At 72.0% G+C, this 24,798-nt stretch carries 23 protein-coding genes; 14 read left to right on the forward strand and 9 right to left on the reverse strand.

The annotated features are described in order from the left end of the window. The first annotated feature begins 94 nt into the window (after nucleotides 1-94). From AB0P25_RS01810 to AB0P25_RS01830, 5 genes are all read left to right on the forward strand, one after another. On the forward strand, nucleotides 95-1,093 hold the full coding sequence (locus tag AB0P25_RS01810; protein WP_363805061.1) for an ATP-binding cassette domain-containing protein: 999 nt from the start codon (nucleotides 95-97) through the stop codon (nucleotides 1,091-1,093). Beyond that, nucleotides 1,090-1,908, forward strand: coding sequence for an ABC transporter permease (locus tag AB0P25_RS01815; protein ID WP_363805062.1), 819 nt, complete (start codon nucleotides 1,090-1,092; stop codon nucleotides 1,906-1,908). Before AB0P25_RS01810 ends, AB0P25_RS01815 begins: the two co-directional genes overlap by 4 nt. A gap of 157 nt (nucleotides 1,909-2,065) precedes the next feature. Then, entirely contained in the window at nucleotides 2,066-3,451 is a 1,386-nt protein-coding gene (locus AB0P25_RS01820; protein ID WP_363805063.1) for an L-serine ammonia-lyase, read from the forward strand. A 76-nt stretch (nucleotides 3,452-3,527) separates the two neighbouring features. Next, nucleotides 3,528-4,481, forward strand: coding sequence for a rhodanese-like domain-containing protein (locus AB0P25_RS01825; RefSeq protein ID WP_363805064.1), 954 nt, complete (start codon nucleotides 3,528-3,530; stop codon nucleotides 4,479-4,481). A 52-nt stretch (nucleotides 4,482-4,533) separates the two neighbouring features. Next, nucleotides 4,534-5,022 carry a glutathione peroxidase gene (locus tag AB0P25_RS01830; RefSeq protein ID WP_363805065.1) on the forward strand — a complete coding sequence of 163 codons (489 nt, stop codon included), beginning with the start codon at nucleotides 4,534-4,536 and terminating at the stop codon, nucleotides 5,020-5,022. Between the two features lie 13 nt (nucleotides 5,023-5,035). Here the strand turns inward: AB0P25_RS01830 and AB0P25_RS01835 are convergent, their stop codons facing one another. Further along, entirely contained in the window at nucleotides 5,036-5,326 is a 291-nt protein-coding gene (locus AB0P25_RS01835) for a hypothetical protein (protein WP_363805066.1), read from the reverse strand. A gap of 99 nt (nucleotides 5,327-5,425) precedes the next feature. Here AB0P25_RS01835 and AB0P25_RS01840 point away from each other — a divergent pair, with 99 nt between their 5' ends. Continuing rightward, nucleotides 5,426-5,839 carry a TraR/DksA C4-type zinc finger protein gene (locus tag AB0P25_RS01840; protein ID WP_363805067.1) on the forward strand — a complete coding sequence of 138 codons (414 nt, stop codon included), beginning with the start codon at nucleotides 5,426-5,428 and terminating at the stop codon, nucleotides 5,837-5,839. A gap of 18 nt (nucleotides 5,840-5,857) precedes the next feature. Here AB0P25_RS01840 and AB0P25_RS01845 read toward each other — a convergent pair whose 3' ends face one another. Further along, nucleotides 5,858-8,758: an AAA family ATPase gene (locus AB0P25_RS01845; protein ID WP_363805068.1), complete on the reverse strand. Its 2,901-nt coding sequence runs from the start codon at nucleotides 8,756-8,758 to the stop codon at nucleotides 5,858-5,860. 106 nt (nucleotides 8,759-8,864) lie between these two features. Beyond that, a complete protein-coding gene (locus AB0P25_RS01850; protein ID WP_363805069.1) occupies nucleotides 8,865-9,119 on the reverse strand; it encodes a hypothetical protein in 255 nt (84 codons plus the stop codon). 172 nt (nucleotides 9,120-9,291) lie between these two features. Between AB0P25_RS01850 and AB0P25_RS01855 the strand changes: the two genes are divergently transcribed. Both AB0P25_RS01855 and AB0P25_RS01860 read left to right on the forward strand, forming a co-directional pair. Continuing rightward, nucleotides 9,292-9,885, forward strand: coding sequence for an NADPH-dependent FMN reductase (locus AB0P25_RS01855; protein ID WP_363805070.1), 594 nt, complete (start codon nucleotides 9,292-9,294; stop codon nucleotides 9,883-9,885). Continuing rightward, a complete protein-coding gene (locus AB0P25_RS01860; protein WP_363805071.1) occupies nucleotides 9,882-10,301 on the forward strand; it encodes a hypothetical protein in 420 nt (139 codons plus the stop codon). Before AB0P25_RS01855 ends, AB0P25_RS01860 begins: the two co-directional genes overlap by 4 nt. A 105-nt stretch (nucleotides 10,302-10,406) precedes the next feature. On the opposite strand, the gene AB0P25_RS01865 is transcribed toward AB0P25_RS01860, so the two are convergent. Further along, nucleotides 10,407-11,438 carry an aldo/keto reductase gene (locus tag AB0P25_RS01865; RefSeq protein ID WP_363805072.1) on the reverse strand — a complete coding sequence of 344 codons (1,032 nt, stop codon included), beginning with the start codon at nucleotides 11,436-11,438 and terminating at the stop codon, nucleotides 10,407-10,409. Between the two features lie 47 nt (nucleotides 11,439-11,485). Here AB0P25_RS01865 and AB0P25_RS01870 point away from each other — a divergent pair, with 47 nt between their 5' ends. Beyond that, nucleotides 11,486-11,986 carry a metallophosphoesterase gene (locus AB0P25_RS01870; protein WP_363805073.1) on the forward strand — a complete coding sequence of 167 codons (501 nt, stop codon included), beginning with the start codon at nucleotides 11,486-11,488 and terminating at the stop codon, nucleotides 11,984-11,986. An 82-nt stretch (nucleotides 11,987-12,068) separates the two neighbouring features. On the opposite strand, the gene AB0P25_RS01875 is transcribed toward AB0P25_RS01870, so the two are convergent. Continuing rightward, nucleotides 12,069-13,586: a methyltransferase gene (locus tag AB0P25_RS01875; protein ID WP_363805074.1), complete on the reverse strand. Its 1,518-nt coding sequence runs from the start codon at nucleotides 13,584-13,586 to the stop codon at nucleotides 12,069-12,071. Between the two features lie 31 nt (nucleotides 13,587-13,617). Here AB0P25_RS01875 and AB0P25_RS01880 point away from each other — a divergent pair, with 31 nt between their 5' ends. The 4 genes from AB0P25_RS01880 to AB0P25_RS01895 all read left to right on the forward strand — a co-directional run bounded on the left by AB0P25_RS01880 (nucleotide 13,618) and on the right by AB0P25_RS01895 (nucleotide 15,988). Then, nucleotides 13,618-13,893, forward strand: a complete 276-nt coding sequence (locus AB0P25_RS01880; protein WP_363805075.1) for an acylphosphatase — start codon at nucleotides 13,618-13,620, stop codon at nucleotides 13,891-13,893. A 115-nt stretch (nucleotides 13,894-14,008) separates the two neighbouring features. Beyond that, entirely contained in the window at nucleotides 14,009-14,902 is an 894-nt protein-coding gene (locus AB0P25_RS01885) for an aminodeoxychorismate lyase (protein ID WP_363805076.1), read from the forward strand. Between the two features lie 122 nt (nucleotides 14,903-15,024). Next, complete coding sequence (locus AB0P25_RS01890) at nucleotides 15,025-15,360, forward strand: hypothetical protein (protein ID WP_363805077.1); 336 nt, start codon at nucleotides 15,025-15,027, stop codon at nucleotides 15,358-15,360. Nucleotides 15,361-15,373: 13 nt separating this feature from the next. Then, on the forward strand, nucleotides 15,374-15,988 hold the full coding sequence (locus AB0P25_RS01895; protein ID WP_363805078.1) for a dihydrofolate reductase family protein: 615 nt from the start codon (nucleotides 15,374-15,376) through the stop codon (nucleotides 15,986-15,988). Here AB0P25_RS01895 and AB0P25_RS01900 read toward each other — a convergent pair. The 4 genes from AB0P25_RS01900 to AB0P25_RS01915 are packed head-to-tail and all read right to left on the reverse strand — an operon-like array spanning nucleotide 15,966 to nucleotide 20,798. Continuing rightward, a complete protein-coding gene (locus tag AB0P25_RS01900; RefSeq protein WP_363805079.1) occupies nucleotides 15,966-17,828 on the reverse strand; it encodes a thioredoxin domain-containing protein in 1,863 nt (620 codons plus the stop codon). The two genes, AB0P25_RS01895 and AB0P25_RS01900, sit on opposite strands and share 23 nt — an antisense overlap. A 38-nt stretch (nucleotides 17,829-17,866) precedes the next feature. Beyond that, nucleotides 17,867-18,277 (reverse strand): hypothetical protein, encoded by a 411-nt coding sequence (locus AB0P25_RS01905; protein WP_363805080.1) that lies wholly within the window; start codon nucleotides 18,275-18,277, stop codon nucleotides 17,867-17,869. Between the two features lie 57 nt (nucleotides 18,278-18,334). Next, nucleotides 18,335-19,168 (reverse strand): aldo/keto reductase, encoded by an 834-nt coding sequence (locus AB0P25_RS01910; protein WP_363805081.1) that lies wholly within the window; start codon nucleotides 19,166-19,168, stop codon nucleotides 18,335-18,337. 19 nt (nucleotides 19,169-19,187) lie between these two features. Beyond that, a complete protein-coding gene (locus tag AB0P25_RS01915) occupies nucleotides 19,188-20,798 on the reverse strand; it encodes a long-chain fatty acid--CoA ligase (protein WP_363805082.1) in 1,611 nt (536 codons plus the stop codon). A gap of 119 nt (nucleotides 20,799-20,917) precedes the next feature. On the opposite strand from AB0P25_RS01915, the gene hrpA reads away from it, so the two are divergent. Beyond that, nucleotides 20,918-24,796, forward strand: a complete 3,879-nt coding sequence (gene hrpA / locus AB0P25_RS01920; RefSeq protein ID WP_363805083.1) for an ATP-dependent RNA helicase HrpA — start codon at nucleotides 20,918-20,920, stop codon at nucleotides 24,794-24,796. Nucleotides 24,797-24,798 lie beyond the last annotated feature (2 nt).

Genomic DNA, 24,798 nt, shown 5'->3' on the forward strand with positions numbered 1-24,798 from the left:
GCCACCCCTTTGCCGTGTAAGCGGCACGTAAGGGCGATGTAAGCGCGCCCGCACATCATCGGAGCATCACCATTCCCACCAGGAAAGGAACACCATGACTCGAAGCTCGGAGTGGGCCGTCGAAGCCCACGGGCTCGTCAAGACCTTCGGCGACAACCGCGCGGTCGACGGCGTCGACCTCACCGTGCGCGCCGGCGCCGTCTACGGCGTCCTCGGCCCGAACGGGGCCGGCAAGACCACCACGATCTCCATGCTCGCCACCCTGCTGAAGCCCGACGCGGGCGAGGCCTTCATCTTCGGCCACGACATCCGCCGCGAGCAGCAGGTCGTCCGTCAGCTCATCGGCGTGACCGCCCAGTTCGCCTCCGTCGACGAGACCCTGTCGGCGAACGAGAACCTGATGATCTTCTCCCGTCTGCTCGGCCTGTCCGGCCGCGAGGCCCGGGCCAAGACCGCCGAACTGCTCGAGGAGTTCGGGCTCACGGACGCGGCCAAGCGCCCGCTGAAGAAGTTCTCCGGCGGCATGCGCCGCCGCCTCGACCTCGCCGCCAGCCTCATCGCCCAGCCGCCGCTGATCTTCCTCGACGAGCCGACCACCGGCCTCGACCCGCGGACCCGCGCGCAGATGTGGGACACCATCCGCCGTCTGGTGTCCACCGGCTCCACGGTGCTGCTCACCACGCAGTACCTGGACGAGGCGGACCAGCTGGCCGACCGGATCGCGGTCATCGACCGCGGCCGCGTCGTCGCCGAGGGGACCGCCGACGAGCTCAAGGCGTCGGTCGGCGAGTCCTCGCTGCAGCTGCGCCTCGCCGACCCGGCCGACATCGAGGACGCGCGCCGCGCCATCCAGACCGTGCTCGGTGTGGATGCGGTCGTGTCGCCGGAAGGCTCCCGCATCACCGCGCCCATGCGGGATGCGGACGCCGTCACCGACCTCTTCGTGACCTTCCGTGAGGCCGGAATCCACCTGCAGGAGATGTCCGTGCAGAAGCCCACGCTCGACGAGGTGTTCCTCACCCTCACCGGGCACGGCGTCGACGACGAGAAGGCGGGCGAGGAGTCCGTCGAAGAAGAAGAGGTGCACGCATGACCGCCATCACCACCATCACCCCGCCCTCCGAGCGGAATCTCAAGAACCACGTCAGCGTCCGCCAGACCCTCGCGAACACCCTGACCATGGCCCGTCGCGGCCTGCTCAAGGTGCGGCGCACGCCCGAGCAACTGTTCGACGTGACCTTGCAGCCCGTGATCTTCACCGTCATGTTCGCGTGGCTGTTCGGCGGCGCGATCGCAGGGAGCGTGGATGCGTACCTCCCGCAGCTGATCCCCGGCATCCTCGTGCAGACCGTCATCACGGCATCCGTCGTGACCGGCGTCCAGCTCCGCGAGGACATGGACAAGGGCGTGTTCGACCGCTTCAAGTCGCTGCCGATCGCCCGGATCGCCCCGCTCTCGGGCGCGCTCCTGGCCGACACCCTCCGCTACGCCATCGCGACGACGATCACCTTCCTCGTCGGCTTCGCCATGGGCTACCGGCCCGGCGCGGGCTACGGCTTCGCTGCGCTCGGCGGACTGCTCGTGGTGGTCTGCGCGTGGGCGATCAGCTGGATCTTCGCCTTCTTCGGCGTGATCGCGCGGACGGCCGGATCGGTGCAGGGCATCTCGTTCCTCATCCTGTTCCCGCTGACGTTCTTCTCGAACGCCTTCGTCTCGCCGAGCACCCTCCCGGCGTGGCTGGAGTGGTTCGTGAACATCAACCCGGTGTCGCACCTCGTGACCGCGGTGCGCGACCTGGCCAACAACGGCACCTTCGGCGCCGACGGCTGGATCGCCCTCCTCGGGGCGGCCGTGATCGTGGCCGTCTTCGCCCCTCTCACGGTCCGCGCCTACATGCGGAAGGCCTGACCGGGTCCGGTCACCAGACGGCGGCCGTCGCGTCCTGCGGAGGGATGCGGCGGCCGCTTCCGCGTGTGCTCGGCGTGCCGAACCCACGCACGATCGGTGCGCGAATGCGCGCGCTGACGCCCGAAAGCCGCGCGCAGAGCGACATACACTGGAGGATGTGACAGCGTACGTCTCGGCCTTCGACTTGTTCTCGATCGGCATCGGCCCCTCGAGCTCTCACACCGTCGGACCGCTCCGAGCCGCCGCCGCCTTCGCCGCCCGCCTCGACGACGAGGGCATGCTCGACCGCGTCGACCAGGTCACCTGCACCCTCTACGGTTCGCTCGGCTCCACGGGCATCGGGCACGGAACACCGGACGCCGTGATCGCCGGCTTGCGCGGCCTGCAGCCCGAGTCGTGCCGTCCGGAGGACGTCCGGGGCGCGTGGTCCGACCTGCAGCCGGGCGCGACGCTCCTCCTCGCGGGAAGCCGTTCCATCCCCCTATCCAAGGACGACATCGACTTCGAGCCGCGCACCCGCCTCCCCGGCCACCCCAACGCGCTCACCCTGCGCGCCTGGGGCCGCGACGAGTCCGGCGAGCGGTCGCCGCTGCCCTTGCTGGAGGAGACGTACTACTCGATCGGCGGCGGCTTCATCCGCCGCGACGGCGAGGAGGCGCAGCTCGCCGCGCGGCAGCGGCATCCCCTCCCCTTCGCGAGCGCGGAAGAACTGCTCGCGATCTGCGAGCGCGACGGCATCCCGATCTGCGAGGTCGCCCGCCGCAACGAGGTCGCACTGCACGGCGAGGATGCCGTGCGCGATCGTCTCGACCTGATCTGGGAGGCCATGGCCGAGTGCGTCGCCCGCGGGCTCTCCGGCGACGGCACCCTGCCCGGCGGCCTCGGCGTGCGGCGCCGCGCAGCCGCGATGCGCGAGCACCTGGAGTCGGTGCAGGACGACCCGGGACGCGCGACGGCACTCGAGTGGCTGCACGCCTTCGCGCTCGCGGTCAACGAGGAGAACGCGTCCGGCGGGCGCGTGGTGACCGCGCCGACGAACGGCGCGGCCGGGATCGTGCCCGCCGTCGCCCACTACTACCTGCGGTTCGTACCGGGCGCGTCCGCCGAGGGCATCCGACAGTACCTGCTGACCGCCACGGCGATCGGGTCGCTGTTCAAAGCCAACGCCTCGATCTCCGGCGCGGAGGGCGGCTGCCAGGCGGAGGTCGGCTCGGCGTGCGCCATGGCCGCCGGCGCCCTGTGCGCCGTGCTCGGCGGGACGCCGCGTCAGGTCGAGAACGCGGCGGAGATCGCGATGGAGCACCACCTCGGCCTCACCTGCGACCCGGTGGGCGGCCTCGTCCAGATCCCGTGCATCGAGCGGAACGCGATCGCCTCCTCCACCGCCGTCTCGGCCGCGCGGCTGGCGCTGCACGGCGACGGACGCCACCTCGTCTCGCTCGACACCGTCATCGAGACCATGCGGCAGACCGGGCTCGACATGTCCACGAAGTACAAGGAGACGAGCGAGGGCGGCCTCGCGGTCAACGTCATCGAGTGCTGACGGCCTTCAGCGTCGTCGGTTACGACGCGTTGCGGGCGCCGTTCACAGCGTCGGAGGTCGTCGCTAGCGTGAGCGGGTGACCATCACCGAACGCACTGGAACCACCACCTCCACGGCGACCACCGCACCCGCTGGGGCGACCGCCGCGAGCGCCGGGCCGGCCGCCGCGCTCGCCGCGGCCCTCGATGGACCGCTCGTCTCGACGCAGTGGCTCGCCGACCACCTGGGCGCCGACGGGCTCGTCGTCCTCGACGCCACGGTCGTGCCGTCGCAGGGTCCCGACGGGCGGCCGGTGTACCTGAGCGGGCGCGACCGCTTCCTCGGTGAGGGGCACATCCCCGGATCCGTCTTCGCCGACCTGCTCGAGACGTTCAGCGACCCGACCGGCCGCTTCCCGTTCACGCGGCCCGAGGCGGCGGCGTTCGAGGCCGCGGCTGCCGAGCTCGGCATCGGCGCGGACACCACCGTCGTGGTCGCGGACGCCGCCGTCGGGCAGTGGGCCGCGCGGCTGTGGTACCTCTTCCGCTCGCTCGGGCACGACCGGGTCGCCGTGCTCGACGGAGGGGTGAAAGCCTGGCGCGCCGAGGGGCGCCCGCTGGAGCAGAGCCCCGAGCGTCCCGCGGCACCCGGCGACGTCGCACCGCTCCTCGCCGATCCCCGCCCGGGCTTCTGGATCTCGACCGAGGAGGTCGCCGAGATCGTCGCGGGCACACGACCCGGCGCGCTGGTCTGCGGAACGCCGCCGCGCGACTTCGCCGCTCGTCACATCCCGGGCAGCCTGAGCGCGCCCGCCGTGCGCCTGGTCGACCGGGACACGAACACCCTGCTGCCGGAGCGTGAGCTGCGAGAGCTGTTCGCCGACGTGCTCGATGCTCCCGGCCCGATCGTCGTCTACTGCGGTGCCGGCATCGCGGCGGCGTCGGATGCTCTGGCGCTCGGGCTCCTCGGACGGGACGACGTGCTGCTGTACGACGGCTCCCTCTCCGAGTGGGCCGCCGACCCGGCCGCGCCCCTGGCGTCCGCCGCCTGAGCGGTCCGGCGACTCCTAGCTCGCTCCAAGCGTCGCGCCCTAGCCTGCGATCATGACCGTGATGGACATCCCCTTCGAGACAATCGACGGCGAGCAGACGGCCCTCTCCGCGTACGCGGGCAAGGTCATCCTCGTCGTCAACGTCGCCTCCCGCTGCGGGCTCGCGCCGCAGTACGAGAAGCTCGAGAAACTGCAGGAGACCTACGGTGACCGCGGGTTCACCGTGATCGGCTTCCCGAGCAACCAGTTCCTGCAGGAGCTCAGCTCGACGGACGCCATCAAGGAGTACTGCTCCACGACCTGGGGCGTGACGTTCCCGATGGCCGAGAAGGTGAAGCTGAACGGCCGCAACGCCCACCCGCTCTACCAGGAGCTGACAAAGCACCCGGACGCGGAGGGCAAGGCCGGCCGCGTCAAGTGGAACTTCGAGAAGTTCGTCATCACGCCCGACGGCTCGGTGTACCGCTTCCGCCCGCAGACGGAGCCGGACGACCCGGCCATCGTCGGGCTGATCGAGGAGTCGCTGGCCGCGGCTGCGTGACCGATCGGGCGGATCAGGCGCGCCGGAACCAGCGGCCGCCGACGCGTTCGGTGAGCCGCCACGCGCCGGTGTCGGCGAGGGCCTGCACCTGCGCCACCGTGTGCTCCGCGACGCGAAGGGCCAGACGCACGTTGTCCTCTGTGAACCGCACTGTGATGCGGGCCTCACCGGATACGACGACCACGCTGCTCGCCTCCACGACCGCGAGTTCGCGGGCGGCGTCGGCAGCGGCGGGTTCGACCGAGCGCGGGTCGACACCGGGATGCAGCCGACCGACGGCCAGGATGACGCGGAAGGAGGGCACCCGCTGAGCCTACGCGCGTCGATGACGCGGAACGGACCGGTCGGGCGTACGCTGACCCGACCAGACAAGCACGATCGGGGGATCGGAAGGAGTGCGCTGGTGCACGACACGAACACGGACGAGGTGGAACTGACGCGGCCGGACGAGGTCCTGGATGCCGCAGAGCTCGCCGAACTGGAGAACCTGCTGCTCGAACGGCGCCAGGGGGACGTCGCCGAATCGCAGCGGATGGCCGAATCGCTGGGGGTGCTGCTGTCATCGCGGTCGGAGTCGACGGCGGACGACGAGCACGACCCGGAGGGTCCGACGCTGTCGTCCGAGTGGAGTCGCCTGCAAGCGCTGCGCTCGGACGCCGCCCACGACATCGTGGCCGTGGACGCCGCGCTCGAACGGATCCAGCGCGGGACGTACGGCGTCTGCGCGCGCTGCGGGCGGTCCATCGGGGTGGACCGGCTGCGCGCCCGACCGACCGCCGAACTCTGCATCCGCTGCGCGATCGCGGTGGAGTCGTAGCGACCCCCGCGCCACGCGTCAGGAGGGCGTGCGGGCGAGGTACACGGCCTCGGTGCGAGTGGATGCTCCGACCTTGCGCAGGATGCTCGACACGTGCACGCTCGCGGTCTTGGCGCTGATGTAGAGCCGTTCGCCGATCTGCTTGTTGCTGAGGCCCTGCTCGATGAGGGCGAGGACCTGCTCCTCGCGCTCCGTCAGCGGCGCGCCATGGGCCGTCGCGACGGGCGCGGCCCGGCCGGGCTGCCCGGCGAGCGCGTCGGCGGCCTCGACGAGCAGGCGGATGCCGTGCTCGACGGCGAGCGCGCGGCCCTCCGCCACGAGGGCGTCGGCGCGTGAGCGCTCCCCCGCCGCGAGCGCGACGCGCGCGCCACGCAGGAGGGCATACGGACGCAGGTGGACGGGCGCGACGGGCAACTCCCCGGCCGACGCGGCGGCCTCCCACGCCTGCAGAGCGGATGCGACCCGGTCGGCGCGATCGGGCGCCACCGCTACGGCGGCCCGAGCGGTCGCGAGCTCGGCGGCGATCACTGGACTCCACGCCGCCGCCGTCGGCCACTCGCGCAGGGTGCCGAGCACGGCCTCCAGCCGTGCCGCCTCTCCCATCACGTCGAGAGGCGCGCCCCGCACCGCCAGCTCCGCCAGCGCACGCGACGCAGCAGCCATCACCGGGAGGTCGTAGCCGGGCATCGGACGGAACGGGAGCGCGCCGATGCCCCGCGTCTCCGCCCACGCCCGCTCGTAGTCGCCGAGGGCGATAGCGGTCTCGCCGACGACCCGGGCGACCATGAGCCGGGTCTGCTGCTCCAGCTCGGAGAGGGTCCGCAGCGGTGTGCGCAGGCGGCGCAGGAGGGCATCCGCGCGCTCCGGTTCGCCGTGCCACACCCACAGGCGGGCTCGCTGGAGGGCAGCGCACAGGCCCGTGCGGTCGTCGAGGCCGAGGGCGATGCGCAAGAGGTCTTCTGCGCGGTCGTACTCGCCCAGAGCGATGAGCGGTTCGGCCGTGTTGGCCGCGAGCCAGATGCCGGAGGTGCGTTCCACGCCGCGTTCCCGGGCGCGGGCGACGCCGGACTCCGCCAGCAGCACGGCCTCGGCGTAGCGGCCGACGGAATTGAGCGCATCGGACGCGTTCACCGCGTACCGCAGGGTCGCTGATGCGTCGCCCTGGGAGAGGGCGTCGGCGGTCTCGAACTCGTCGAAGCCTTCGCGGATGCGACCCGAGGCGACGAGGGACGAGGCGAGGATGTTGTGTGCGACCGAGCGCAGCGGCGGCGCGGCAGCCGCGGCCTCGTCGATCGCCTCGCGCGCGGTCGGGATGGCGGTGTCGAACGTGCCGGCGAGCATGCGCTGGGCGGCGAGCTCGGTCAGCAGATGCGGCCGCAACGGATCACCGACGGGCGCAGTCCCGGGCGGCACGAGCGCCAGCGCCTCCTCGAGCAGGTCGGCGAACCCCGGCCGGTTCAGATTGGCGAGGTACTGGCCCTTGTCGCGGAGCAGCCGCGCGCGGCGCGAGGGCGGCAGATCGCCGGCGTCGGCGAGCGCGACGTCGACCAGCGCCAGCGCCCGCTCGTTGTTGCCCGCGTTCCGGAGCGCCGACGCCGTGATGGCGATGACGGCGACGCGGTCGCGGCCGGCCAGCTCCTCGGCGTCCGGGACGCGGTCCCACAGCTCGAGCATCCGGTCGCCCATCGCCGCCGCAGTGGAATAGGCGTACGAGCGCTTGGCCTCGTCCATCGCCTCGACCGACGCCACGAACGCGCGTCGGACGTCGTGCGCGGCCAGCCAGTGCGCCGAGAGCTGCACCGCCGAGCGCTGCGGGTCGGCCTCCAGCGCCTCGGCGTAACGGGCGTGGAACCGGGAGCGCTCCCCCGGGAGCAGATCGGCGTGGACGGCCTCACGCACGAGCGTGTGCCGGAACGCGTACTCGGTGGAGTCGGCTCGCAGCAGGTTCGCCGCCAGCGCCTCTCGTGCCGCCGCGTCGAGCTCGTCGGGCGTTCCCTCGTACACCGCGGCCAGCAGCTCGTGCGGCACGCAGACGCCACCCGCGGCGAGCACCCGCAGGAGCCGCTGGGCCGGGTCGCTCAGGCGCTCGAAGCGGGTGAGCACCAGCTCCCGCAGCGTCTCGGGCAGGTCGTCGCCCGAGCGCAGGCCGTCGATGCCGACCAGCTCTTCGACGAAGAACGGCACGCCCTCGCTCAACTCGGTCACGCGCTCCAGCGAGCCCTCGTCGGGCATGCGCCCGAGCAGCTGCTCGACCAGCTCGGCCACCTGCTCGCGCCCGAGACGGGCGAGCTCCCACCGGGTGACCCGGCGGGTGCGCTCGAGCTCGGGCAGCCAGGAGCGCAGGATATGACCCCGCGGCACCTCGTCGCTGCGGTACGTGAGCACGATGAGCAGCCGGCCGCGCTCGGACATCCGCACCAGGAACCGCAGCAACTCGAGCGTCGAGCGGTCGGCCCACTGGAGGTCTTCGATCGCGAGGATGACCGGGCGCTCGGCCGACACGGTCTCGAGCAGGTCGGTGACCAGCTCGTACAGCCGCTCCGCGCCCGTCCGCGGCGGCACGGCCGACTCGTCCGCCAGTTCGGGCAGCAGCGCCGGGAGCACCCCCGCCCCGGAGCCGGCCGCCTGCAGGATGCGCTCCAGCCCGACGACCTGGATGAGTCTCCGCAGCACCGCCGCGAACGGCGCGTACGGCGCGCCGTCGTCTCCCAGGTCGACGCAGCGGCCGAGCAGCACGGTGGCCTCTGCGTCGCGCTGGGCCAGGAACTCCTCCAGCAGCCTCGTCTTGCCGATGCCCGCCTCGCCGCCGATGACGACCGCGCGGGGCTCGCCCTCGGAGGCCGCCCGGAACTCATCGCGCAGCGCCGCCAGGTCGGGCTCCCGCCCGACCACCGTGAGGCTCGACGCCGGTGCTCGCATGGCCTCATCGTGCCATGGACCACCGACATCCGGACCCCCGACCGTGGCGGCTTCGCGCAGGGCGGACGGGTCGGCGCCGAGCGCCCCCGTCGCGGCCTGCGCGATGTCAACGGCCGGCGTGAGCCAGCTCCCGCTCGGGCGCCTCCGCGACCGCCGCAGGCAGGGGCGCCTCGGCCGGCGCGGCCGGCTGCGCGACCCGCGCACCACCCACGACCCGGGCCTCCGCCCGCTGCAGCGCCTCGCGCATCCCGCGCAGCCACCGCCCGTGCTCGTCGGCGCGCCGCACCCGCTCGCGCTCCACCTCCTGACGTCCGCTCTCGCCGGCCCGTACCCGGAAGTCCACGAACTCGTCCAGCAGCATGATCCGCTCCCCTCGTGCTCTCGCCGGGCACCTCGCTCCGGCGATGACACCAGACTTCTCGCTAAGGCACCCCCGGGACATCGGGAGGATGCCCTATTCCGGTCGGGCGAGTACGGATAAGACATCCCGACAAGGGCTTCACGCGTCCCCACGCCGGGGGCAGCATGGCGTCATGGCCACGATCAACGAACTCGATCCCCCGTACAACGTCGGCTATTTCGTGGGCAGTCTGTCCACGCAGTCGGTCAACAGGACCCTCTCCAAAGCGCTGCTGCGGCTCGCGCCCTCGGAACTGGTCTTCACCGAGATCCCGATCGGCGGTCTCCCCCTCTACAACCGCGACCTCGACGGGCACTTCCCGCCCGAGGCCGTCGACTACAAGCGGCTGATCGCCGAGCAGGATGCGCTGCTGTTCATCACGCCGGAGTACAACCGCTCCATTCCGGGCGCGCTGAAGAATGCGATCGACTGGGCGAGCCGGCCGTACGGCGAGAACGTCATCGCGCGCAAGGCCACCGCCGTGATCGGCGCCTCGCCCGGGCAGATCGGCACGGCGGTCGGGCAGCAGCACCTGCGCAGCATCCTGAGCTTCCTGCAGGCGCCGCAGATGAACGCGCCCGAGGCGTACATCTGGATGCGGCCCGGGCTGATCGAGGAGGACGGCACGGTGACCGATCCGGGCACCGAGGAGTTCCTGCGCGGCTACATGACCGCGTTCTTCGAGTACATCGAGCGCGTGCTCACGGTGGTGCCGAGCCCAGCGTGAGGATCGTGGATCAGGACGGCGACCGCAGCGTCGAGCTGCGGCCGGCCGCGCGCGAGGAGGGCGACCGGGTCGTCGTCGACGCGATCGTCGACGACGGCGGCCGGCGCTGGGAGCTGTCCGAGGCCTGCCTGACCACGACCGAGGCGCGCGGCCTGGCCGCGTGGCTGGCCGGGCTCGCCGAGGACACGACCGCGGCCGCTGACGAGTGGACCTCGCTCACCTTCGACTCGAACGCGCTCTCCCTCAGCGGGCACCGCATCCCCGGCGGCACCGTCGAGTTGCGCCTCGCGCTCCTCCGGATGCACACGGCAGGCGCCGGAACCACGGACGTCGTGGTCGGCCTCCGCGCCCCGCAGCCCGCCGTCACCACTGCCGCGCGCACCCTCCTCGCCGAGCTCGAGGCCCTGCCCGCCTAGCCGCCCTTCGTCGTGCGGGCCCGCGATTCGTGCCGAACGGTCGCGATTCGTGGCATACAGCGACCATTCGGCACGAATCGCCGAGGAAGGTCCGGCGAAGAGTTCTTAGCGGCCGCCCTCGCGCTTGCGGTGGCGCTGCTGGACGGCCTGCTCGCCGTAGGGGTAGATGTCCGTGCGCGGGGTGCTCGCCTCGTCCAGGCGGCGACGCTGGTCGTCGGTCAGGACGAGGTCGGCCGCCCCGAGGTTGTCCTCCAGCTGCTCGGTCGTGCGCGCGCCGAGGATGACCGAGGTCACCGCCGGCCGGTCGCTCAGCCAGCGCAGGGACACCTGCGACGCGGAGGCGCCGGTCTCCTTCGCGACTGCGTCCACCGCGTCGATGATCTCCCACGTGCGCGGGTCGGCGTTGCGCGCCTCCCACGCCTCCATCCCGCGCGTCGGGTTCTCGCCGAGGCGGGTGGCTCCGGTCGGCGCCTGGTCGCGGTGGTACTTGCCGCTCAGCCAGCCGCCCGCGAGCGGCGACCACGGGAGCAGGCCGATACCCGCATCCAGGGCCGCCGGGACCACCTCGTGCTCGATCCCGCGCACGATCAGGCTGTACTGCGGTTGCAGCGTCACCGGCGGCGCGAACTCGTGCGCCCGGGCCACGTGCACGGCCTTGGTGAGCTGCCAGCCGAGGTAGTTCGAGAAGCCGTAGTACGAGATCTTGCCCGCGCTGATGGCGTCGTCGAGAAAGCGCAGGGTCTCCTCGATCGGCGTCAGCGCATCCCACGCGTGCATCTGGTAGAGGTCGATGTGCTCGACGCCGAGGCGGCGCAGGGACGCGTCCAGCGCGGTCCGGAGGTGGGCGCGCGACAGGCCGAGGTCGTTCGGTCCGCCGCCCATCGGGAAGCGTCCCTTGGTCGCGATGACCACGCTGTCACGGCTGCCCGGGTTGCGGGCCAGCCAGCGCCCGATGATGGACTCCGACGCGCCCGCCGTGTAGACGTCAGCCGTGTCGAGGAAGTTGCCCCCCGCGTCCAGGTACCGCTCCAGGATGGCGTGCGAGGCCTGCTCGTCGGCCTCGGCGCCGAAGGTCATGGTGCCGAGGGCGAACTCCGACACGATCGTTCCGCTGTTTCCGAGATTGCGTAGCTGCATAGCGCGAACGTAGACCCGCCGCCCGCGTTCGCCTACTGTGTGCGTTCGTGAGGCTGCTCCTGATCTCCGACACGCACGTCCCGAAACGCGCCCGAGTGCTGCCGCCCGCGGTGCTGGAGGCGGTCGACGTGGCCGATGTCGTCATCCACGCCGGGGACTGGGTGGATGCGGCGACGCTCGACGTGCTGGAGGAGCGGTCGCGACGGCTCATCGGCGTGTACGGCAACAACGACGGACCGGAGTTGCGGGCACGGCTGCCCGAGGTGGCGCGGGCGGAGCTGGGCGGCGTCCGGTTCGCGGTCGTGCACGAGACGGGCCCGGCGACCGGCCGGGAGGCGCGGGCTGACGCGGCTTACCCGGACGCGGACGTCCTCGTGTTCGGGCACTCGCACATCCCGTGGGACACGGTCTCGCCGGGCGGCCTGCGCCTCCTGAACCCCGGCTCGCCCACAGACCGCCGCCGCCAGCCCGTCTGCACCTTCATGACCGCCGAGGTCGCCGACGGCCGCCTCACCGACGTGACCCTGGTCCCCATCCCCCGCGCCTGACCTCACCTACTGGTCCCGACACGTCGTTATGACCGGTGCGATAACAGCGTGTCAGGACCAGTGGATGGAGGGTGCAGCCGCGTCAGGCGCGCAGGAAGCCGTCGACGAGGAGGCCGCGGACGGCGGGGAGCAGGTCGGCGCGCAGGGCGTCCTCATCCACCTCGAGCAGGTGCGCCAGCGCCGCGACGATCGCGGCGACGCTCAGCTCGCCGTCGCACGCGCCGACCAGCGCGGCGAGCCCGGTGTCGGCCGACACCGCCCGTCCGAACCCGCCGCCCTGCCGCAGCAGGATCGCCGTCGGCGCGTCCGCCCCCGGCCACAGGTGGCGCTCCTCGGTGACGTCGCCCGAGGTGACCGGATGCAGCCGCCCGAGCTCGTCGTCCATGAGCGCCGCCTGCAGGTCGTGGGCGGCCAGCGCCTCCCCGAGGTGGACGCCGAGGCCGGCCTCGTTCGCACCGAGCGACCCGTGGAGCCGTTCGAACCGGCGTAGCGTCGGCACGCCCTCTGCTCGGCGCAGCAGCAGGTAGCCGAACCCGACGGAGCGCACGTCGCGCGTCTCGAAGTCCGCCAGCCACGCATCGAGCAGCCGCTCGAACTCCGGCGTGCCCGGCCGCGTGCCGCCGTCGCGGATCCACGTCTCGGCGTAGCGCACCGCGTCCTCGACGTCGCGCTCGATCACCCAGGCGTCGAGCGGAGCCGGGGATGCGTCCACCCAGTCCCGCACGCGCTCGAGCCCGTCGCCGGTGCCGCGGTACTCCCAGTTGCCGAGCAGCTGGGCCACGCCGCCGGGCGTCAAGTGCTCGCCGCAGCCGCTCACGAAGGATGCCACCAGCCCGTCGCCGATCATCCCGCCGTCCCGATACTCGTAGGCCGGGACGCCCTCGGTGCGCGGGGTGATGACGAACGGCGGGTTGGAGACGATGTGGTCGAACCGCTCCCCCGCGACCGGTTCGAACATGCTCCCCAGCCGCAGCTCGACGCCGTCGATCTCGTTGAGCGCGAGGTTCAGCGCGGCCAGCCGCAGCGCGCGCTCGGAGATGTCCGTCGCGACGACGCGCCGCGCGTGGCGGGCGGCGTGCATGGCCTGGATGCCGCATCCCGTGCCGAGGTCGAGCGCGCTCTCGACCGGCTTCTGCAGCATCAGCCCACTGAGGGTGAGGGAGGCGCCGCCGACGCCCAGGACGTGGTCCTCGGGGAGCGGGTGGCCCAGCGCCAGCTCGCCGAGGTCGGACGCGATCCACCACTCGGCGGGGCCGGCGGCGTCCACGAAACCGTAGGGGCGCAGGTCGACGGCGGCGCGGACGGTGTCGGCGTCGACCGCGACCAGACCGAGGGATGCTGCGCCCGCGACCCCGAGGGACGGCAGAGCCGCGTCGGCGTCGGCGCGCGCGACCGGACGACCGAGCACGAAGAGCCGCGCGAGCGTTGCGAGCGCCGACGGCTCCCGCCGGGCCAGCGCCCTCTCGGCCGGGACGCGCTGTCCGCGGTGCAGGGCGTCCGCCGCCTCCGGTCCCCAGAGCTCGGTGAGCGCGTCGACGGTCAGCCCCGCGGCGATCAGGTCGGCGCGGAGATCGGGGATGCGGTCGGCGGGTTCGCTCATCCCTCCATTGAAGCAGGGGCACAATGGGGCTGTGATCCGCAGACGAGCGATCGTGACCGGGGGCGTCCAGGGCGTCGGCTTCCGCTGGAGTGCGCGCGAGGCCGCGCAGCGCCTCGGCGTGACCGGCTGGGCCCGCAACCGCCTGGACGGCAGCGTGGAGGCCGAGATCCAGGGCGAGCCGGAGCAGGTGGAGCGGATGCTCGCCTGGCTGCGCACCGGCCCGCCCGGCGCCTCCGTCGAGTCCGTCGACGTGACCGACGCCGACCCGCGCGACGACGACGCCTTCCGCATCCGCGAGACCGCCTGACCCCCCTCCATCGAGTCCGCAAAGAATGCACGCTCGTGCAGCGTGTCGCGTGCACTTTGTGCGTACTCGATGGGGGGGCGGCGGCGAACGCGAGGGCGGGGGCACAATGGGACGCATGACGCGCGCGACCCTGCTGACCATCACCACGCCCACCGGAGAGCCGCTGGAGGGCGACCCCGGCTACGTGGTGGCCGACTTCGACGCCCCGCAGGTGCGGATCACCGACCTCTCGGTGACCCGCGGAGACGGCGTGTTCGAGACCATTGCGGTCATCAACGGGCACCCGCAGGCGCTGGAGCCGCACCTCGCCCGCCTGGCGCATTCCGCCGAACTGCTCGACCTCCCGGTCCCGGCGGTCGACGTGTGGCGGGAGGCGGTGCGCGCGGGCGTGGCCGACTTCCTGACCCGCAACGGCGACGCGGGCGCCGAGCTGTACGCCAAGCTCGTCTACACCCGCGGCGTCGAGGGCTCGGGCGTCCCCAGCGGCTGGCTGTTCGTCGACCTCGGCGAGGACTTCACTCAGGCGCGCCTCGGCATCCGCGTCGTCTCCCTCGACCGCGGCGTGCGGCACGACGTCGCGGAGACCTCGCCGTGGCTGCTCGCGGGAGCCAAGACCCTCTCGTACGCCGTGAACCGGGCGGCCCAGCGGGAGGCGGTGCGCCGCGGGTTCGACGACGTGCTGTTCGTCAGCAGCGACGGGTACGCGCTGGAGGGCCCCACCTCGAACGTGGTGACGCTCAGCGACAGCGTGGTCCGCACGCCGAACACCGACCAGGGCATCCTCGCCGGGACGACCCAGGCGGCCGTCTTCGACTTCTTCACCGCGCGCGGCCTGCGCACCGAGTTCGCCCCGCTCACGATCGACGAGGTGCGTGACGCCGACGCCCTCTGGCTGGTCTCGAGCGTCCGCCAGGCCGCCCCCGTCACGCACCTCGACGACCGCGCCTACCCCGTGGACGCCGCCCTCACCGCCGACCTCAACGCCTACCTCCTCGCCCGCACGCACTAGCTGCATGACGGCGCGATTCGCGAGGCCCGGCGCGAGCGCTTAGGCTGAACCCACTGCGCGGGCGACGGGGCCCGCGGCGGCGCGAACGACGTCCACGACCCCAGGGGAAGGGAGGGTGCGAGATGAGCGAACAGGTGCCCCGAAGCATCGAGCTGCTGCGCCAGCAGGCGCGTGACGAGCTGTCCGCGATCATCGAGCACCGCTGCCGCGCCGGGGAGGACCCGTGGCAGTTCATCCCCGAGCTCCCGAGCGTCGACGAGCAGGTCGTGATCTCGCTCCGCGCGACCGCAATCGAGGCGTTCGACCTCGCCGAGGAGCAGTCCCGGGCGCACCACCCCGCCGCCGGCCGCGACGTCTTCACCCGCTTCGAGTACGGCGTGCTGCGCCGCATCGCACTGGAGCATCCCGAGCTCAGCGAGGCCGTCTGGGGGATGCTCGACAAGGTCGAACGCGCCTGACTACGCTTCCCGCATGGGAATCGTCACCGCTGACATCGCCATCTCCCTCGACGGGTTCGCAGCCGGTCCGAACCAGTCGCTCGAGCATCCGCTGGGCGAGGGCGCCGAGGAACGCCTCCACGCCTGGATGTTCGACGAGCGCTCCGCGAACCACCGCGAGGAGATCGAGGCGATCGTGCGCGCGGGCGCCTACGTGATGGGCCGCAAGATGTTCGGCCCGGTGCGCAACGAGTGGCCCGCGGAGGGCGAGCCGTTCGGCGACTGGCGCGGCTGGTGGGGCGAGGAGCCGCCGTACCACGCGCCCGTCTTCGTGCTGACGCACTACGCGCGGGAGCCCCTGGAGATGACCGGGACGACGTTCTACTTCGTGACGGACGGCATCCACTCGGCCATGGAGCAGGCGCGCGAGGTCGCGGGCGACGCCGACGTGTCGGTCGCAGGCGGCGCCGAGACGCTGAACCAGGCGCTGTGGGCGGGCGTGGTCGACGAGCTGCGGCTCCACGTCGTCCCGCTGACGCTCGGCGCGGGAGAGCGCGTGTTCGACCGCGTGCCCCCGCTCGACCTGGAGCTGGTGCGGGAGCGGGTGACGCCCGAGGTGGCGCACCTCACCTACCGCGTGCGGCGCTGAGCTCGTCGGCGCTCGTCGCGGGCAGCCGGCAGACGAAATCCCGGCACAGGTACGCGGTCGGGAGGCCGTCGCGCGTGGTGCGCGCCTCGAACAGCTCGAACCCGGCGGCCGTCAGCTCCTCGGCCTGCGGCTCGGTCGCGAACGCGACCAGCGGCGCGGCATGCCGGCGGGCGGCGCGGACGACGTCGGACGTCTCCCCTTCCGTCGGCAGCACGACCACCAGCTGCTCGGCCTCGCCCGCGAGCCGCGACATCAGCGCAAGGGACGTCCCGAACGCGCTCGGGACGCGCACCGCCTGTGCGGCGACCATCCGCATCCCTTCGCGCGCGGCCCGCTCGTAGCGCCGCTGGCCGGTCAGCAGGTACAGCGTGTGCGCGGCCTGCGCCAGCGACGACAGACCGGACGGGTAGGCGCCCTCGGACGGATCGACCTGCACCGCGAGCCCGGTGGCCGCCAGCATGGGATCGACCCCGCCCGGCGTCTCGAACGGGCACGTCCCCTCCCCTGCCGCATCCAGGCAGAGGTCGACCAGGTCGCGCGCCGCGACCGCCGGGCCGGCCTCGCCGGACGCGAGCGCCAGCTCCAGCAGCCCGGATGCGAGCCCGCCGTAGTCCTCGAGCGTCGCACCCGCCTCCGAGCGGCGGTCGCCGAGCGACGCGCGCAGCAGCGTCCCGTCGTCGCGCCGATGGCGGCTCAGCACCGTGTCGGCGGCCTTCCCCGCGGCCGCGATCCACGCCGGACGGTCCAGGATGCGCCCCGCCCGGGCCAGCGCGCCGATCGCGAATCCGTTCCATCCGGTGAGCACCTTCGCGTCGATCGGCGGCGGGTCCAGCTGGGCCCGCTCCGCGGGCGGCACCGTGTAGTACGTGCCCTCGACCCGGGTGCCGTCGATCGTGCTCTCCGAATCCTGCGCCGAGGCGAAGCCGCCCGACGGCTGCCGCAGCACCCCGAGCAGGAACGCGGCGACGCCGTCCGCGGTCCGTTCGGCCCACTCCTCACCGGTCTGCTGCCACGCCCGTGCGTACGCGTCGAGCAGGAGCGCGTTGTCGTAGAGCATCCGCTCGTAGTGCGGCTCGCTCCAGTCGCGCCGGGTGGCGTAGCGGAAGAAGCCGCCGTCGACCGGGTCGCGCAGCGGCGACTCCGCCATCGCCCGGAGGGTGCGCGCCGCGAGCGCGTGCCCGGCGGGACGCGACAGCAGGAAGTCGAGGATGGGCGCCACCGGGAACTTCGGCGCGGTGCCGAAGCCGCCGAACTCCGGATCCTCCGCCTCCGCGAGCTGCGCCACCGCCGCGTCCAGGGCCCGGTCGCCGGGCAGGTCGGAGACGGAGGTGGCCGCGTCCGCCGCCGCGGCGAGCGCTTCGCGCACCCGGCCCGCGTCGGACTCGACCTCGCTGCGCCGCGCCGTCCAGGCGTCCCACACGGCGTCGAGCACCTGACGGAACGACGCCCGCCCGGCGACCGGCTGCGGCGGGAAGTAGGTGCCCGCGAAGAACGCCGTGCCGTCGGGCGTCGCGAACACCGTCAGCGGCCACCCCAGGTTGCCGGTGAAGGCGCTGGCGGCCGAGAGGTAGGCGGCGTCGACGTCGGGATGCTCCTCCCGGTCGACCTTGATCGCCACGAACCGCGCGTTCAGCTCCTCGGCCGTGACCGGGTCGCTGAAGCTCTCCCGCGCCATGACATGGCACCAGTGGCAGGTCGCGTACCCGATGGAGACCATGACGGGGACATCCCGGCGTCTGGCTTCGGCGAACGCGTCGGCGCCCCACGGGAACCAGTCGACCGGGTTGTCCGCGTGCGCGCGCAGATAGGGACTGATCGCGTCCGCGAGCCGATTCGCCATGGGCACACCCTACGACGGGGCCGCCGGAAGGGAAGCCGTCAGCCGGCGGTGTCCATTCCCTGCAGCCGCACCGACGAGTGCACGTAGAAGATGGCCAGCGCCGCGTAGACGAGGCACGCGACCGCGGGGATGAACGCGTCCTCCGGCTTGCTGGCGAACGCACCCACCCCGGAGATGAAGGCGAGCACGCCGAGGAGGCCGCCGATCCAGAACCCCGCCGCCGGCCGCGCGGTCGCCCGCCACCACGGTCGCGGGTCGGTGCGGTTCTCGCCCTGGCCGCGGAAGATGCGCACGCCGACGATGACGTACGCGAGGTTCAGCACCGCGATGATCAGCACGTCGAACGTGGGATTCAACAGGCGCGCGAACACGAAGATGTTGAGGATGAAGATGAGCGCGAAGACGCCGACGATGTAGATGATCTTCCCGGTGACCGACGTGATCCTCACCCCACCGAGCCTAGCCCGGGGATGCGACACCGCATCCCCGGGCCGGCCAGGGTGTCGTCAGTTGACCTCGTCCGGGTGGGCGCTGACGCGGCCCTCGCGCTCCAGCGAGCTGATCGCCTGGACCTCGTCGGCCGTGAGCTCGAAGTCGAACACGTCGAAGTTCTCGGCCATGCGCTCGCGGCGGTTCGACTTCGGGAAGACGATGTTGCCGGTCTGCAGGTGCCAGCGGATGACGACCTGCGCGGGCGTCTTCCCGTGCGCGGCGGCGGCGTCGGCCACCTCGGGGAGCTCGAACAGCGGGTACTTGCCCTGGCCGAGCGGCCCCCACGCCTCGATCTCGATGCCGTGCTCGCGCGAGAACGCGGTCACCTCCGGCTGCTGGTGGGCCGGGTGCAGCTCGATCTGGTTCACCGCCGGGACGATGTCGGTCTCGGCGAGGAGCTTGGTCAGGTGCGGCACCAGGAAGTTGGAGACGCCGATCGCCTTCGCTCGGCCGGACGCGTAGATCTTCTCGAGCGACTTCCACGCCTGCACGAAGGTGTCCTTCTGCGGGGTCGGCCAGTGGATGAGGTACAGGTCGACATAGTCGAGACCGAGCTTCGCCAGCGACTCGTCGAACGCGTTCTCGGCGTCGGTCTGGCGGTCGTTCCACAGCTTGGTGGTGACGAACAGCTCGTCGCGCGGGATGCCGGAGTCGGCGATCGCGCGGCCCACGCCCTCCTCGTTGCCGTAGATGGCGGCGGTGTCGATGTGGCGGTAGCCCACCTCGAGCGCGTCGGCGACGATGCGGGTCGTCTCGGCCGGGTCGACCTTGAAGACGCCGAAACCGAGCTGCGGGATGGTGGTCCCGTTGTTCAGGGTCAGGAGCGGAGTATTTGCGTTTGCAACCATATCCGCCACGGTACCAGCGTCAGGAGGTCGTCGCCGCCTCCGTGTCCGCTGCGGTGTTCGCCACGCCGTCCGCCGCCTCCGCCTCGAACCGGGCCACCAGCTCGCGCTTCAGCACCTTGCCGCTGGGCCCCAGCGGAAGGGCCTCCAGGATCTCCACGCGCCGCGGGTACTTGTACGCCGCGACCTTCTCCTGCGCGAACGCGACCAGCTCGTCCCCCTCGGCCGCGCTCCCGGGCATCAGCGTGACAACCGCCATGATCTCCTGGCCGTGCGTGTCGTGCGTGACGCCGAACACGGCGACCATCGCGACCGCGGGATGCGTGGACAGCACCTCCTCGACCTCGCGCGGGTACACGTTGTAGCCGTTGCGGACGATCATGTCCTTCTTGCGGTCCACGATCGTGATGTAGTCGTCGTCGCTCTTCGTCCCGAGGTCGCCGGTCCGGAACCAGCCGTCGACGACCGCCTCCGCGTTCGCCTCCGGGAGGTTCAGGTAGCCCTTCATCAGGTTGTGGCCGCGCACCACGATCTCGCCCAGCTCGCCGCGGGGCAGCAGCTCGATGCGGTCGTCGAGTTCGGGGTCGGCGATCTCCACATCCACGCCCCAGATCGGCGTACCGACGGTGCCGACGCGCGTCGGCCGGCCGCGGTGGTTGAAGGACGCGACGGGCGAGGTCTCGGTGAGGCCGTAGCCCTCGTGGACGTCGATGCCGTACACCTCCTTCATCCGCTCGATGACGGCGACCGGGATGGCCGCGCCGCCGCTCATGCCGTAGCGCAGCGGCGGGCGGTCCGGGTTGGTCTTGGCCGCCTCCAGCAGTGCGATGTACATGGTGGGGACGCCGGTCATGATCGTGCAGCTGTGCGCGTTGAGCAGCTGCAGCGCGGTCGCGCCGTCGAACTTCGGAACCAGCACCACGGCGGCGCCGGCGCGGAAGCCCATGTTCATCACGCAGGTCTGCCCGAAGGTGTGGAACAGCGGGAGGCAGCCCAGGATGCGGTCCTCGGGCGTCAGGTCGAGGGTCCCGGAGAGCAGCACGTTCACCTGCTCGATGAGCGAGAAGTGGCATCCCTCCGCGCCCTTCGGCTTGCCGGTGGTGCCGCTCGTGTACAGGATGGTCGCGGTGTCCAGCGGGTCGCGCGGCACATAGGTGTCGATGGGCTCGGCCGCGACCGCCAGCTCCTCCAGCCGCGGGAACGGCGCCTGCTCCCACATCTCGTCGGGCACCAGCACCGACAGCGTCGGGATGCCGGCGAGCCCGGCCCCCCGCGCGCCCTCGCCCAGGAGCGGTGCGGCGCAGATCAGCAGTGCCGCGCCGGAATCCCGCAGCACGTACGCGATCTCCTCCGCCTTCAGCAGCGCATGGATGGGCACCACCACGGCGCCGAGCGCGAGCACCGCGTAGTAGGCGCGCGGGAAGTCCGGCACGTTCGGCAGCATCAGCGCCACCCGGTCGCCCGGCCCGACGCCGAGATCGCGTAACGCTCCCGCGTACGCGCGGGTCTCGTCCCACAGCTGGCGGTAGCGGATCTCGTGGCCGGCGAAGATCAGCGCGACGTTGTCGGGCATCCGATGCGCCGTCTCCGCCAGGATGCTGGCGACCGACATGGTGGCATAGCCGTGACTCATGGGTTCTCCTCGTCTTCGTCGACGCCGGAACCGATCCGGGTTGAAGCGAACCTACGTCACGCGGAGGCGCGGGGCAACGCCCCCGGGCGGGGACTATGCGCGGCTAGAATGGAAGGCTCATGTCTTCCACCGAGACCCTTCCCCGCATCGTCTTCCCGCCCGAGCTGCCCGTCAGCCGGAAGCGGGACGAGATCGCGCGCGCCATCCGCGACAACCAGGTCGTGATCGTGGCCGGTGCCACCGGTTCGGGGAAGACCACGCAGCTGCCGAAGATCGCGCTGGAGCTCGGCCGCACCTCCATCGGCCACACCCAGCCGCGACGCATCGCGGCCCGCACGATCGCCGAGCGCATCGCCGAGGAGCTGGGACAGCAGGTCGGCGAGCTGGTGGGATACCAGGTGCGGTTCACCGACCGGGTCTCGAAGCAGACGCGCATCAAGCTGATGACCGACGGCATCCTGCTCAACGAGCTTCGCCGCGACAGGATGCTGCGCGCCTACGACACGATCATCATCGACGAGGCGCACGAGCGCAGTCTCAACATCGACTTCCTGCTCGGGTACCTCAAGCAGCTGCTGCCGCAGCGACCCGACCTCAAGCTCATCATCACGTCGGCGACCATCGACCCGGAGAGCTTCGCGGCGCACTTCGCCTCGGCGGACGGCACACCGGCGCCGATCGTCGAGGTGTCCGGGCGCACCTACCCCGTGGAGATCCGCTACCGGCCGCTCGTCGCCGAGGCGATGGAGGAGGACGACGAGGACCCGGATCCCGTGCCCTCCGCCGACCGCGACTACCTGCAGGGCATCAACGACGCGCTGGACGAGCTCGCCCGCGAGGACCGCGGCGATGTCCTGGTGTTCCTCTCCGGTGAGAACGAGATCCGGGACGCGGCCGACGCCATTCGTGGCCGCAATCTGCCCGGAACCGAGGTGCTTCCCCTCTACGGCCGGCTCTCCGCCGCTGAGCAGCACAAGGTGTTCCAGCCGTCGACGGTCGCCGGCGTCCGCCGCCGCGTCGTGCTCGCGACCAACGTCGCCGAGACCAGCCTCACCGTCCCGGGCATCAAGTACGTGGTGGACGCGGGAACCGCCCGCATCAGCCGCTACAGCGTCCGCGCCAAGGTGCAGCGCCTGCCGATCGAGGCGATCTCGCAGGCGAGCGCGAACCAGCGCTCCGGGCGGTCCGGCCGCACCAGCGACGGCATCGCCATCCGCCTGTACTCGGAGGAGGACTTCGAGAAGCGGCCGGAGTTCACCGAGCCGGAGATCCTGCGCACCAACCTCGCGGCGGTCATCCTGCAGATGATCTCGCTCGGACTCGGCGACATCGCGGCGTTCCCGTTCCTCACCCCGCCCGACTCGCGCGGCATCAAGGACGGCCTCGACCTGCTCGTCGAGCTCGGCGCGATCACCGTCCGAGGCGGGGACACGAAGCTCACCGGCGTGGGCCGCCAGCTCGCCCAGCTGCCGATCGACCCGCGCTTCGCCCGGATGGTCGTCGAGTCCAAGCGGCACAACACCTCGCGCGAGGTCATGGCGATCGTCGCCGGGCTGACCATCCAGGACCCGCGCGAGCGTCCCGTCGAGAAGCGCGGCAGCGCGGACGAGAAGCACGCCCGCTTCGCCGACCCGACCAGCGACTTCCTCACCCTCCTCAACCTCTGGAATTACCTGGAGGAGCAGCAGAAGGAACTGTCGTCCAGCGCCTTCCGCCGACTGTGCAAGGCCGAATACCTCAACTTCCTGCGCGTACGCGAGTGGCAGGACGTCTACCGCCAGCTCCGGCAGCTCGCCAAACCGCTCGGGCTGACCATCGGCGAGCCGTCGGTGAATCCGGACGGCATCCACAAGTCGCTCCTTGCGGGGCTGCTGTCGCACATCGGGCTGAAGGATGCGCGCGACGCCGGGACGAACACGCGCGGTGGCGGCAACGCGAAGGGCGGCCCGCGCTCGCGCCAGTCGGAATACCTCGGCGCGCGGCAGACCCGTTTCGTGATCTTCCCCGGGTCGACCCTCGCGAAGAAACAGCCCAACGCGGTCATGAGCGCCGAGCTCGTGGAGACCTCGCGCCTGTTCGCCCGGATGAACGCCTCGATCGATCCCGCCTGGGCCGAGCCGATCGCGGGCGATCTGTGCAAGCGGCAGTACAGCGAGCCGCACTGGGAGAAGAACCAGGGCGCGGTCGTCGCGTATGAGCGGGTGACCCTGTTCGGTGTCCCGATCATCCCGCGCCGCCGCGTCCAGTACGCCCGCATCGACGCGGAGCTGTCGCGCGAGCTGTTCATCCGTCACGCGCTGGTCGACGGCGAGTGGGATTCGCACCAGGCGTTCGACCGCGCCAACCGGAAGCTGCGCGCCGACCTGCGCGAGCTGGAGGAGCGGACGCGGCGCCGCGACATCCTCAACGACGACGAGGCCGTCTTCGAGTTCTACGACAAGCGCATCCCGGCGGATGTCGTGTCCACCCGGTCGTTCGAGGGCTGGTGGAAGAAGGCGCGGCAGGAGACGCCGGACCTTCTGACGATGACGCCCGAGGCGCTGCTCGACGAGGACGCGGCCGAGGTCGACGAGGAGGCGTTCCCTCCCGTGTGGCGGCAGGGCGACCAGCGGCTCACCCTGCGCTACCGGTTCGAGCCGGGAGCCGAGGACGACGGCGTGACCGTGCAGGTGCCGCTGCCGCTGCTCGCCGGGCTGCTGCCCGACGGCTTCGACTGGCAGGTGCCCGGCCTCCGCCACGAGCTGGTGACGGCGATGATCAAGTCGCTGCCGAAGGCGATCCGCCGACAGGTCGTGCCTGCCGCCGACTGGGCGCAGCGCTTGCTGGGCGAGCTGTCCGGGACGGCCGGGATGCGCGCCCACGAGGGCGAGCGGCCGGCGGGCACGCTGGCGGACACCCTGGCGGCGACCATCTCGCGGCTCACGGGCTCGCGGGTGAGCGGGAGCGACTTCGACCTCGACCGGCTGCCCCCGCACCTGCGGCCGACGTTCCAGGTGATCGGCGAGCGCGGCCGGCCGATGGCGAGCGGGAAGGACCTCGGCGCGCTGCAGGACCGCCTGCGGTCGCGCGCTCGCGACTCGGTGGCGAAGGTCGCCGAAGCACGCACGCCGAACGCGCTCGAACGGTCGGGCATCACCACGTGGGATCTCGACGAGCTGCCGCGGTTCGTGGACTCGGAGCACACGGGTCCCGGCGGGACGAAGAACATCATCCGCGCGTACCCGGCTCTCGTCGACGACGGCGCGTCCGTCAGCATCCGGCTGATGGGCACCCCGGCCGAGCAGGCTCGCGCCACGCCCGGGGGCGTGCGCCGCCTGCTGCTCGCGAGCGTCCCGTCCCCCGTCGCCTATGTGCAGCAGCACCTGACGTCGAACGAGAAGCTGACCCTCGCCGCCAGCCCGTACCCGAACACCAAGGCGCTGTTCGACGACTGCCTGCTCGCCGTCGTCGACTCGGTGCTGTACCGGATGAAGCCCGACGGTCAGATCTTCATGCGCGCCGAGTTCGAGGCGGTCCGCGACCGCGTCTCCGGGATCGTGATGGACTCGATGTTCGAGACCGTCGCTCTGGTCACGCGCATCCTCACCGCCGCGCGGACCGCCGAGAAGGCGATCTCGAGCGTGACCGCGCTCACGTACCTGGCGGCGTTGAACGACGCCAAGGGGCAGCTGGCGGGTCTGGTCTACCCCGGTTTCGTGTCGGCCACCGGGCTCGAGCAGCTGCGGCACCTCCCCCGCTATCTCGCCGGGATCACGCAGCGGATGCAGGCGCTGCCGACGAACCCGGGCCGCGACCGCGCGTGGCAGACCCAGGTCGAGACGGCCGTGGCGCTTTACACGGACGCCGGCGGCCGCATCCCGCTCGCGCCCGCCTCGCCGCCCGCGATCGTGCACGCGCGCTGGATGCTCGAGGAGTTCCGCGTCTCGCTGTTCGCACAGTCGCTCGGCACCGCCGAGACCGTCTCCCTCCCCCGCATCCGCAAGGTCCTCGGCTCCTGACC

Source organism: Leifsonia sp. NPDC077715 (assembly GCF_040686855.1).
GTDB lineage: Bacteria > Actinomycetota > Actinomycetes > Actinomycetales > Microbacteriaceae > Leifsonia.

Excerpts from the sequence above, each read along its gene's own strand:
- AB0P25_RS01850 (WP_363805069.1), bottom strand. The coding sequence starts at position 9,119 with ATGCTGCTGGACGAGTTCGTGGACTTCCGGGTACGGGCCGGCGAGAGC.
- AB0P25_RS01875 (WP_363805074.1), bottom strand. The coding sequence starts at position 13,586 with ATGAGCGAACCCGCCGACCGCATCCCCGATCTCCGCGCCGACCTGATC.
- hrpA (WP_363805083.1), top strand. The coding sequence starts at position 20,918 with ATGTCTTCCACCGAGACCCTTCCCCGCATCGTCTTCCCGCCCGAGCTG.
- AB0P25_RS01830 (WP_363805065.1), top strand. The coding sequence starts at position 4,534 with ATGACCGTGATGGACATCCCCTTCGAGACAATCGACGGCGAGCAGACG.
- AB0P25_RS01865 (WP_363805072.1), bottom strand. The coding sequence starts at position 11,438 with ATGCAGCTACGCAATCTCGGAAACAGCGGAACGATCGTGTCGGAGTTC.
- AB0P25_RS01915 (WP_363805082.1), bottom strand. The coding sequence starts at position 20,798 with ATGAGTCACGGCTATGCCACCATGTCGGTCGCCAGCATCCTGGCGGAG.
- AB0P25_RS01910 (WP_363805081.1), bottom strand. The coding sequence starts at position 19,168 with ATGGTTGCAAACGCAAATACTCCGCTCCTGACCCTGAACAACGGGACC.
- AB0P25_RS01890 (WP_363805077.1), top strand. The coding sequence starts at position 15,025 with ATGAGCGAACAGGTGCCCCGAAGCATCGAGCTGCTGCGCCAGCAGGCG.
- AB0P25_RS01810 (WP_363805061.1), top strand. The coding sequence starts at position 95 with ATGACTCGAAGCTCGGAGTGGGCCGTCGAAGCCCACGGGCTCGTCAAG.
- AB0P25_RS01855 (WP_363805070.1), top strand. The coding sequence starts at position 9,292 with ATGGCCACGATCAACGAACTCGATCCCCCGTACAACGTCGGCTATTTC.
- AB0P25_RS01885 (WP_363805076.1), top strand. The coding sequence starts at position 14,009 with ATGACGCGCGCGACCCTGCTGACCATCACCACGCCCACCGGAGAGCCG.
- AB0P25_RS01845 (WP_363805068.1), bottom strand. The coding sequence starts at position 8,758 with ATGCGAGCACCGGCGTCGAGCCTCACGGTGGTCGGGCGGGAGCCCGAC.
- AB0P25_RS01815 (WP_363805062.1), top strand. The coding sequence starts at position 1,090 with ATGACCGCCATCACCACCATCACCCCGCCCTCCGAGCGGAATCTCAAG.
- AB0P25_RS01895 (WP_363805078.1), top strand. The coding sequence starts at position 15,374 with ATGGGAATCGTCACCGCTGACATCGCCATCTCCCTCGACGGGTTCGCA.
- AB0P25_RS01900 (WP_363805079.1), bottom strand. The coding sequence starts at position 17,828 with ATGGCGAATCGGCTCGCGGACGCGATCAGTCCCTATCTGCGCGCGCAC.